This is a genomic window from Comamonas sp. (genome assembly GCF_009360615.1).
Classification (GTDB): Bacteria; Pseudomonadota; Gammaproteobacteria; order Burkholderiales; family Burkholderiaceae_C; genus Comamonas.
Genome location: NZ_SPEY01000008.1, coordinates 1 through 10,729 on the forward strand (window position 1 = coordinate 1; position 10,729 = coordinate 10,729).

The window sequence follows — 10,729 nt, forward strand, 5'->3', positions numbered from 1 at the left end:
AGCCGGTATCCCAGAATTTGAAGCCCACTTCGTAGAGGTGATAGAGCAGCAGCGTGGAGGCATTGTCCGGCCCGCCGCGCGTGAGAATGAACACATGATCCACCAGCCGGAAGGCATTGATCACGGCGTTGACCAGAATGAAAAGCGTGGTCGGCATGAGCAGTGGCCACTGCACGCGGCGCAGGAAATACCAGCGCGATGCGCCTTCGATGGCCGCCGCCTCCTTGAGGCTGGGATTGAGCGTCTGCAGCGCTGCCAGATAGAAGATCATGAAAAAGCCGGCCTCCTTCCACACGGCCACCAGCGTGATGCAGGCCAGTGCCGTGGAGGGATCGCCCAGCCAGTTGTGCGCGTCCAGGCCCAGTGCGCCGCGCAGCTGCTCCAGCAGTCCGTACTGCGGCGTGTAGAAGAACAGCCAGATATTGGCCACGGCAATCATGGGCAGCACCGTGGGCGTGAAATATGCCATGCGCAGCCAGGCCCGCCCCGCGAGTTTCTCGTTGACCCACAGTGCCATCAGCAAGGCCAGTCCCATGGACAACGGAATGGTGGCTGCGGCAAACCAGAGATTGTTGCGCACAGCCTGCCAGAACACGGGGTCGTCGACCATGAGCGCATAGTTTTCCAGTCCCACCCATTCGCCGGACTGGCCGCCACGCGCCGTGGCATGCAGGCTGTCGATCAGCGTGGACAAGGCCGGCCAGTGCGTAAAGCCCAGCAGCAGCACCAGCGCCGGCATGAGCAGCAGCCAGGCATGCACGGCCTGCCGGCGTGCCGCGGCCTGCGCCAGCCTGCGGGCGGCCCTGGATGACAAGGGCGCCGCCATGGCGCCACTGCCGGTGTCAAGCGCCGGACTGCTCATCACCGGTAGCGACGCAGAATGCGGTCGGATTCCTTCTGTGCATCGTCCATGGCCTGGGCTGCAGTCTTGGTGCCGTTCAGGGCCGCCTGGATCGCATCGTTGAGCACCTTGGTCACGCGCTGGTTCTCATGGGTGGAATACTCGGCCACCGACACGGGCAGCTGATCGCGCGCCACCAGGGCCTGGGGAAATTCCTGGCCGTACTTCTTGAGCGCAGGCGTCTCGTAAGCCGCGGGCGAGACCGCCACATAGCCGCTGTCCATGCTCCACTGCGCGGCACGCTCGGGCTGGGTCACCCATTTGGCAAACTCGAACGCAGCCTGCTGCTGCTCCTTGGGCGCGTTCTTGAAGATGTAGAAATTGCCCCCGCCCGTGGGCGAGCCCTTGCGGACATTGCCGGCGATCTGGCCGACGCCGAAGTCGAACTTGGCATTGGCGCGGATATTGGTGAGATTGCCCGTGGTCGTCACGATGATGGCGGCCTTCTTTTCCATGAAGTCCCGGGGCGTCGTGCCCCACTCCACCACGCCGGCCGGATGCACGCCGTCCTTGACCAGGCCCACCCAGAAGTTCAGCGCTTCCACCACCTTGGGGTGGTTGAGCGTGACGCGGGTGCCGGACTCGTTGGCCAGCAGCACATCATTGGGCGTGGTCAGGGTCTGCAGCATCCAGTAGCCAAAGCCCGTGGACGGAATCTGGATGCCGTATTGCACGACCTTGCCGCTGGCGTCCTTCCTGGTCAGCTTGTGGGCCGCCTCCCTGAGCTCCTTCCAGTTCTGGGGTGCCTTGTCGGGGTTCAGGCCGGCCTCCTTGAAGGCCTGCTTGTTGTAGTACATCACCACGGTGGAGCGCTGAAAGGGCACGCCCCAGGTCTTGCCACCGGTCTGGCTGTTGGCCATGAAGGCCGGGTAGAAGCCCTTGAGCCAGGCCTTGTCGGCATCGGTCTTCACAAAGTCGTCGATGGGCACGATGGCGTCCTCGTCCATCAGCGTGAACATGTCGGTGGACAGCAGCACCGAGGTCGCAGGTGCCTTGCCCGCCTTGTGCGCCGTCAACGCCTTGACGATGGTTTCCTGATACGTGCCCGCATAGATGGGCATGAGCCTGTACTGCGGATGCGCCTTGTTGAAGTCCGCCGCATAGCCATCGATCACCTTGGTGATGGGCCCGCCCACGGCCACGGGGTAATAGAAAGGCACTTCCAGCGGGGACTGCGCAAGAGCAGTGCCCGCCAGGCCAAGGCCGGCGGCAGCGGCGAACAGGCCGCGAACAAAGGTGTGACGACGCATGGAAATCTCTCCTCGCGATTTGCAGACAATGGGAAACGCCGGCCGCTCAGGCGGCGGCCAGCAAGGAGCGGGCGGATTCCACCGCCAGCCCGCACACAGGAATGCGCCTGCCCTGGGCATCGAACCAGTGCGCAGCCTGTTGCGCCCAGCACAGGAACACGGCCTGCCCGGGCCGCAGGTCGGCATGGACATGGCCGGGCACACGCGCCGTCAGCAGCTCGCTGCCCACCCGGCAGCGCAGCACCCGATCGGCGCCCAGATATTCAAAGCCCTGCACGGTGGCCGGAATGCCGTTGCCCGGCCCCTCGCAGCCACCGTTGACAACGCCGGCCACGGCAATCTCTTCGGGCCGCACGCCCAGCGACTGCGGATAGGCGCCGCCCGCCACCAGATCGGGAGCCACCGCCACATCGCTGCCGGCAATCCGGTTGCCCTGCAGGGCCACGATGTTCATGGCGGGCGTGCCGATGAAGCGCGCGGCAAACGTGGTTTCCGGCAGGGCATAGATCTCTCGCGGCCCGGCGGCCTGTTCGACCTGTCCCTTGTTGAGCAGTACCACCTGATCGGCCATGCTCATGGCCTCGGCCTGATCGTGGGTCACATAGACCACGGTCAGGCCCAGGCGCTGCTGCAGCTCGCGCAGCTCGGCGCGCATTTCCTGGCGCAGCTGGGCATCGAGATTGGACAGCGGTTCGTCCATCAGGCAGACCCTGGCCTGCGCCACCAGCGCACGGCCCAGCGCCACGCGCTGCTGCTGGCCGCCCGAGAGCTGCGCTGGCCGACGGTCCAGCAATGGCGTCAGCCCCAGCAGCTCGGCCGTTTGCGCAAGGCGCTGCTCGCGCTCGGCCTTGCCAACCTTGCGCACCTGCAGACCGAACTGGATGTTGTCGGCCACGCTCAGATGCGGGAACAGCGCATAGTTCTGGAACACCATGGCAATACCGCGCTGCGCAGGCGGCAGATGGGTGACGTCGCGACCATCGATGCGCACCGCCCCCGAGGTGGGAATGTCCAGCCCGGCAATCATGCGCAAGGTGGTGGATTTGCCGCAGCCCGAAGGGCCGAGCAGGACGCAGAACGAGCCCGGTTCAATGCGCAGGTTCACGGCATGCAGGGCCGTGGCGTCACCCCAGGATTTGGCGACGTTCTCCAGCTCAATCAAAGACATCGCGCCAGTCTAGAAAGACTGGATGACAACCGCGTGTCATCCCGGGTATTGTCAAAAACAGGAGCTGCTATCGCTTTCTATTCATTGATTTCAGATAGAAATGCCTTTGAATCATCCTTTTCAAAGGCGAAAGCAGCTTCTGTATCCGTAGCATCCGCGCAGAAAAAAGCCCCGGCTGCTGGCGCAGACCGGGGCTTGGCGTAGAGCCGAGAAACCGCTGAGGGCTTACTTGGGCATCACCACCTTGAGCTTGGCATTGGGAATCTCGCCAAACATCTCTGGCGCATACAGCGCTTCGGCACGCGTGGGTGGCAATGCAAACTCACCGGCATTGTTCAGGCGCACGGTGTATTCGACCTTGGTCGTCCCTGCGGGCAGGTACTGGTAGTAGGCACGGTAGGACTCGAAGCTTCGCTCTTCGTAGGCCAGCCAGCCGGCGCCCTCCTGCTTCTCGCCCTTGGACGCGATCTCCGAATCACGGCCCAGGCCGCCGCCCAGAATGGTCGCCCCCGTGGGGATGGGGTCGGTGATCGCCACCCAGGTCATATCGGTCTTGGCCTGCACTTCCAGCGTCACGCGCAGCACATCGCCGCGCGTGTACTGGCCGCCACCAAACAGACCCTTGTCGGCCTGCTCCACGGGCGTGACGGTCTTCTTGATGGTGTAGCCGGCGCTGAACGGCGCCTTCAGGGCCACGGCCGCCACGGACTGCACGGTCAGCCAGGGCTTGCCCGTGCCTTGCTGCGTCACGCTGAGCTGACCCTTGCCGGCCTTGGCCCAGGGCATGAACATGGTGTTGTTCATCAGACCGCCGGCGCGCACGGGTTCACCGAAGACGCTGTTGGCATGGGCCGTGCCCTGCGCATCCTCGGCAGTGGCGCGCCTGACATCGGCCCAGTTCACCTTGGCCTCGTTGCCGTTCATGCTGGCCACGGTGCTGCCGGCCACGGGCTCGGACTCGAACTTCTGCGAGAAGCGGCGCAACGCCAGAGCTCCCCAGAGGTTGGCCGTGGTCGTGTTCCAGGCACCGGACTGCTGGCGCGCGATAAAGCCGCTGACCAGACGCGGCATGTCTTCGGTCCAGGTCGGATCGTTGATGGTCGCCAGAATCAGGCGTGCCAGATTCACGTCCGGGCCCTGCATCAGCCACCACCAGCTATCGTCCTGGTCGGTCGAGAAGCCGGCACGCGTGCCGTTGTAGGTCAGGCGGGCGCGTAGGATCTGCATGGCCTGGGCCAGGCGCTCGTCGCGCTGCGGCGCATCGCTCATGCGCTGCAGCAGCATCACCCAGTCGATGACCGTGTGCGTGGGCCACTGGTTGGGCGTGGCATTGATGCTGTCGAGCATGCGCGGCGTGGCCTTGCCAGACAGCGCCAGTGCAGCAATCGCCGCCAGCTTGCGCATTTCCAGATCCTTGCGCGGGCTCCAGAAATTGCGCTGGATGCGGCCTTCCACGAACGCGATCAGGCCGTCCTCCATGCGTGCGCGCTCTGCGGCCGGGATCACGAAGCGCTTGTCAACGCCCTGTGCCAGGGCCGACAGATTGAGCAGATGCGCAGTCAGGGTGTCACTGCCGCGGCTGGCAGAGCCGTCCTGCGGCGGGAAGTAGTTGGCCAGGCCGTCACCGTCCAGATAGTTGGGCAGCTGGGCCATGGTGCTGCCCCACAGCTCGGCGTTGTTCATGCCAACGGCCTTGCTGGTGGTCTGCTCCAGGCAGGAGTAGGGATAGCGGGCCCACCAGTCGCGCACGCCGGGCAGACCTTCGGTCAGCTTGGGCACCAGCGACATCTGCAGGCCGCCGCGACCGGGCAACGCGTCGGCGGGCGGGTTCACGGGCACGCTGTAGCTGCCGTTGACCTGCACCAGCGTGGCCTGCTGCACCGACAGCGGCACGGCGGGAACGATGCGCTGGCTGATCTTGAGCGCATCCTGCGCCGCGTCGGCGCCGCCAGCGGTATCGCGCGCGGAAATCTCCCAGATCAGCGCTTCGGCACGCGTGCCGGAGAGCTGGGCCGGAGCCCTCACGTCCCAGGCCACTTCACGCGCCTCGCCGGCGGGAATTTCCACGGTCTGGGCCTTGAGCTCCAGCATCGTGGCGCGCGGCGTGACCTCCACCTTCATGGCCTTGGCCGAAGTGTTGCGCAGCGTGACCTGGGCACGGAACTGATCATCCTCGCGCACCAGCGGCGGCAGGCCGCTGATGATCTGCAGATCCTGCGTGGTGCGGATCGCCGCCTGGCCGGTGCCGAACAGGCTCACGCCCGCATCGGCCACGGCCACCACCTGGAAGGTGGTCAGGGCATCGTTGAGCGGCACCTCGATCAGGGCCATGCCGTTGCCGTCCAGCACCACATCGGGCTTCCACAGCAGCAAGGTGTCGAGCAGCTCGCGTGTGGGGCTGCGGCCACCGCCACCGCCCGCAGGCACGGCCTTCTTGCCATAGTGGCGCCTGCCAATCACCTCCATCTGGGCCGTGGCCGTCTGCACGCCCCATTCGCGGCGTGTCAGCATGGCATCGAGCAGATTCCAGCTGCTGTTGGGCATCAGCTCCAGCAAGGCCTGATCCACGGCCGCCAGCGCCACATGGGCACCTGCAGCGGGCTTTCCATCGGGCAGCGTGGCCTTGATGGTGACCTTGGCCGTGCCGCGCACCTTGTAGCTGGACTTGTCCGAGGACACCTTGACGTCCAGCGTATTGCTCTTCAGGCCCACGCGAATTTCGGACATGCCGAAACGGAAGGCAGGCTTGGAGAGGTCCACCATGGAGGTCGGTGCGATGAACTCCTTGCCGTCATTCCAGAAGGCACGCCACCATTCCAGCGGCGACTTGAAGCCCCAGGTGAAGAAGCTGTACCAGGGCACTTCCATCAAGCGGCCGCGCAGCGCCAGCACGCTGACATAGGCGTTGGGACCCCAGTTGTCTTCGACCTTGACGTCCACCGTGGGGTTCTCGCCCGTCAGCTCCACCACCTGGGTGCTGACGATGCCTTCGCGCTCCACGGCCACCAGTGCCGTGGCGCGGCGGAAGGGCATGCGCACCTGGAAGCGCGCGGTCTCGCCGGGCTCATAGCTCTTGCGCTCGGACAGCACGTCCATGCGGTCATGGTCTTCGCCGCCGAACCAGAGCTCGCCCTGGCCCGTGACCCACACCGAGGTCGCAGCCTGGCTGCTGCGGCCTTCCTTGTCGGCGGCCTTGACGATCAGCTCCACCTCGCCGGGCTGGGACAGCTGGGCCTCGCATTGCACCAGGCCGTGGCTGTCGCTGGTGCCGGAGCACACGGTGCCCAGATTCTTGAGCGTGGTCTGGTTGTCGTAGCTGTAGAAGCCGCCCACCAGCCGCTTGCGGCTGGAGGTGGTGATGCGCGCCACGGCCTCGACCTTGACGGGCACTCCGGCCTGGGCCTTGCCCGCCGTATCCAGTGTCAACGCCTGGAAGCGCAGCTTGCGGTCCACCGAGATCCAGTTCTCGGAGCGCACGCCGGCCACCACGGCGGCAGGCCAGATGGTGCGCGTGCTGCGCAGGGTCTGCACCTCGCCGTTCGGATCGGCGTAGGTCGCTTCCATCAGCAGCTCGCGCGGCTCGCCGGACTTGGGCAGCTTGTCGATGCTGACCTTGCCCAGACCGTTCTTGTCCAGCGTCACGGGCAGCTTGTCGGCCACCACCTTGGTCTCGTCGGCCGCCGTGCTTTCCTCGTCGTCACTGCTGCCCATGTCCTGGGCGCTGCGCGGCGGGTTGAAGCTGAAGCCATCCCAGTCCGCGAAATTGAGCGACTTGGAACGCAGCAGCGCCGAAACCTTGACCGGCAGGTTGGCGGCGGCACCGCCGGAGACATAGTTGATCTGCACCTCGGCAGGCACGCTGCTGACTGCATAGAGCTGCTCCTTGCCGGCCGGCCCCACGCGACCTTCCATCACAGGGAGGCGGAACTCCTCGACACGGAAGATGCCGGTGCTGAAGCTGGAGCGGCGGCCGCTGCCATTGGTATAGCCCAGTTCCACCGCATATTCGCCCAGCTTGGCGGCCTTGGAGATGGGGAACTCGCTGGTCGCGCTGCCGTTGGCATTCCAGCTCAGGGCCTGGGTAAAGCGCTGGCCGCTGCCCAGATGGGTGATGGTCAGGCGGTCGGGCTTGTCCTGGGTCTGCTCAAAGCCCGTGGAGTTCTTGCCGGGCCCGGTCAGGGCACGCAGAAAGTGCTTCATGGACACGGTTTCGCCGGCACGGAACAGCATGCGGTCAAACACCGTATGCGCGACTTCGTCGCGCTTGTTGCTGGAGCTGGTCGGCACATTGAAGCGCCAGGACTCTATGCCCTTGTTCCAGTTGCTCCAGACGAAAGCCAGCTCTTCACCGGCATCGGTCTTGGCCCGCGCACTCACGAAGTAGGAGTTGCTGCGGTAGTAGCCGTCTTCGTTGCTGCAGGAGGGCGGATTGGGGTTGAGGCCGTTGAAGGTCACAATGCCTTGCGCATCGCTCACGGCCGAGGCGATGGCCTGACCGTTGCAGTCCGAGACCTGCACCGTGGCGCCCGGAACCACCTTGCCCTTGTCCAGCGTCGTCACCCAGGCCACGGAGTTTTCACGGCCCAGCTTGAAGTGCACGGCCAGATTGGTCACCAGCACCGAGGTGCGAACGTACATGGTGCGGCCCGCGCCATAGCCCTCGTCGAGCAGCGACTGGCCCAGCATGGGCGAGGCAATCTCCACCACCTGGAAGCCCGGGTTCAGCGGAATGCCGACCACCTCGAAGGGTCGTGGATCGTTCTTCGCGGCCTTGGGCAGCTCCAGTGTCTGGGTCTGGCTCTGGCCGTCCAGCAGCGACAGCATGCGGGTCTGCACCCAGTGCTTGTCGTCGTTGATGACCGGTGGCAGCACCTTCACATCGCGCGCAGCGCGCTTGCGCTCCACGCTATAGCTGTCATAGCGCTCGACCTTTTTGAGCCAGGCGATGATGTCGGCATCCGAGCCGCCTTTCTTGGTGCGCACCACGCTGGCGTCCAGCGACTTGCCCAGAAGCTGCGGCTCCACATTGCGCAGCGTCACGGGCAGCAGCGCCGGGCCCTTGGGGCCTTCGGCAAAGCGCTCGACGATGCCGAAGGGCGCAGCGGCAAACTTCACCAGCGGCGGCATATTGCCCGTGGCCGTGGCCAGCGGGAACATATTGGCATTGCTCAGCGTGCGACCCGCGGCATCCTTGAACTGCGGCGGCAGCTCCACCACATACTTGGAGTTCGGCTGCATGGTGGCGGGGAAGGTCACGCTATCCACCAGCGAATCCTCGGCCAGCTTGTCGCCGTTCTGCTCGATGATGGGTGCCACGGCCGAGGCACCGCTCTTGAGGCGAATACCCTCGATCAGCTTGCGCGGCACCGGCGCGCTGAAGGACAGCCGCATGGGGCGGATCGGCAGGCAGGCGGCATTGGCGTTCTCGCGCTCGCAGCTGAAGTCGGCGCTGAAAGGCTGGCGCACCTGGTACTCGTAGCGCTGCTCGTCCTTGCTGGTCAGGCCGTTGGCCATGGCCACGCCCTTGCCATAGACCAGGGTCATCTTGCTGCCCGAGGTCAGGCGGCGGTTACAGGCCAGCACCGCATAGTTCTGCGGATTCTGGGCCGCATCCTTGTCCCAGTGGCGCTGCTTGAGCACGGCCTCGCGGTCCTTGCCCTCGATCAGCTGCACGGGAATGCGCTCGCCCACGCCCTCGGAGGTACACCAGACACGCTGCTTGAGGCTGTCGACGGATGCCGCGCCCGTCAGGCGCAGCGCGAAATACTGCTGCTCATCCACCTCTTCATAGGTGTCGGGCGCGATGCGGGCCACCTGCGGACCGCCGGTCTGGAACTGATAGCTGGCCGCGCCCGTCAGCGCCCCCCCCGAGACGCTCTTGAACTGCGGGTTGAGCTGGGCCGTGCAACGCACACCGGCAGGCAGGTTCTGGGCGAAGTCGAAGACCCACTCCTTGTCGCTGTTCCAGCGCCCCGTGCCCCTGGCGGCCTGGGCATCGCTGCACTGCAGATTGACCGGCGCCGCAGCCTTGGGGTCGCCAAAGCGAACGGCAGGCGCATCGAACTGCACCACCACCTGGCCCACCTTGCTCACATCGCCCTGCGGGCTGAACTGGCGCACCCCCACGGCATGGGCCGCCGTGGCCGCAAGGCCCCACAACAGGCCTGCCTTGAGCAGCCCGCGCCAATGCGGCGCGATCTGCTCCCTTTTCCTTCCCTCTGCATAAGGCACAGTCATACAGTCACTTCCTTTTGGGGCTGGCATGGTGCCGGCCCTGGCTGTTTGAATCTGAAGTCTGGAGTCAGCGACGCAGCAGTGCAAAACGGCAGACGACAAAAAGCCCTGCCTCACCGGTGAAGCAGGGCCTTGAGCATGTGCTGCACGCGAGAAACTACTGCGGCTGGAAACCGCTGCGCTGAATGATACCGGCCCAGACCTTGGAATAAGCGGCCTCGCGCTCCCCCAACTGGCGGGGATTCATGTATCCAACTGTAAGACCCAGTGCCGTCAGCTGCGCGTAGACGTCACGCTGCTTGAGCACATTTCCCACGGCGGCAGAGAAGCGCTCGACAAAGGCCTGGGGCACGCCCCGGGGCGCAAAAATGCCGTAGTAAGGCATGTCTTCAAAGCCCTTGATGCCCTGCTCCAGCAAGGTCGGAACCTCGGGCATGGAAGCCTGGCGCCTGGCGCCCAGCACGCCGATCACGCGCAGCTTGCCGGCCTTCTGGTTCTCCATGAAATCGGGCACGGAGGCAATGCCGGCCGGAATCTGGTTGCCCAGCATATCGGCCAGCAGCGGGGCACTGCCGCGATACGGCGCAGCCACCAGATCGAGCTGGTAGTGGTCGGCCAGGATCTTGACCAGAAATTCGGGCGTCGATGCCGGCGCCGGAATGCCGATGGTGCCGTTCTTGGCACTGCCCCTGGCCCAGGCCGCGTACTCGGCCAGATTTCTGGCCGGCGTGTTGCTGGAGACGGCCAGCGCATTCACGAAAGTGGCGACCCCGGCCACGGGCACGAAGTCCTGCTGCGGATCGAAGCCCGGCTTTTTCACGACCTTGGGCAGGATGGAGATGGTGTGGTCATGCGTGAGAAACAGCGTATGGCCATCGGCAGGCGAGGCCTTGAGCAGCTGCGCCGCGATCTGGCCGCCGGCTCCGGGGCGGTTCTCCACCAGCACCGTCACGCCGCCCAGCTCGTCCTTGAGCTTGTCGGCCAGCAGGCGCGCAATCGCGTCCGAGCCACCGCCGGGCGGAAAGCCCACCAGAATGCGGATGGGCTGGCCCGACGAGGCCCAGGCTAGCGGCCCCAGAGCCGATGCTGCAACCGCTCCCGCACCGGCTTTCAGCAATTGACGACGAGATTGCGTCATGTGTTTTCTCCTTATCTCTTTTGCAGACTAACCAAAAC

General features: G+C 65.3%; 5 protein-coding genes. All 5 read right to left on the minus strand.

Translation table 11 applies throughout. The features are described from left to right. The coding region (locus tag E2583_RS02085) for a carbohydrate ABC transporter permease (protein ID WP_291592741.1) at positions 1-826 on the minus strand (826 nt) is incomplete at its 3' end. A 35-nt stretch (positions 827-861) separates the two neighbouring features. After that, positions 862-2,151 carry an ABC transporter substrate-binding protein gene (locus E2583_RS02090; RefSeq protein WP_291592743.1) on the minus strand — a complete coding sequence of 430 codons (1,290 nt, stop codon included), beginning with the start codon at positions 2,149-2,151 and terminating at the stop codon, positions 862-864. Positions 2,152-2,197: 46 nt separating this feature from the next. Then, positions 2,198-3,319, minus strand: coding sequence for an ABC transporter ATP-binding protein (locus E2583_RS02095; protein ID WP_291592745.1), 1,122 nt, complete (start codon positions 3,317-3,319; stop codon positions 2,198-2,200). Positions 3,320-3,544: 225 nt separating this feature from the next. Further along, positions 3,545-9,556: an MG2 domain-containing protein gene (locus E2583_RS02100; protein WP_291592747.1), complete on the minus strand. Its 6,012-nt coding sequence runs from the start codon at positions 9,554-9,556 to the stop codon at positions 3,545-3,547. Positions 9,557-9,710: 154 nt separating this feature from the next. Beyond that, positions 9,711-10,691, minus strand: coding sequence for a Bug family tripartite tricarboxylate transporter substrate binding protein (locus E2583_RS02105; RefSeq protein ID WP_291592748.1), 981 nt, complete (start codon positions 10,689-10,691; stop codon positions 9,711-9,713). Between the last annotated feature and the right edge of the window lie 38 nt (positions 10,692-10,729).

Coding starts and splice junctions, on each gene's coding strand:
- E2583_RS02105 (WP_291592748.1), bottom strand. CDS start 10,691: ATGACGCAATCTCGTCGTCAATTGCTGAAAGCCGGTGCGGGAGCGGTT.
- E2583_RS02095 (WP_291592745.1), bottom strand. CDS start 3,319: ATGTCTTTGATTGAGCTGGAGAACGTCGCCAAATCCTGGGGTGACGCC.
- E2583_RS02090 (WP_291592743.1), bottom strand. CDS start 2,151: ATGCGTCGTCACACCTTTGTTCGCGGCCTGTTCGCCGCTGCCGCCGGC.
- E2583_RS02100 (WP_291592747.1), bottom strand. CDS start 9,556: ATGACTGTGCCTTATGCAGAGGGAAGGAAAAGGGAGCAGATCGCGCCG.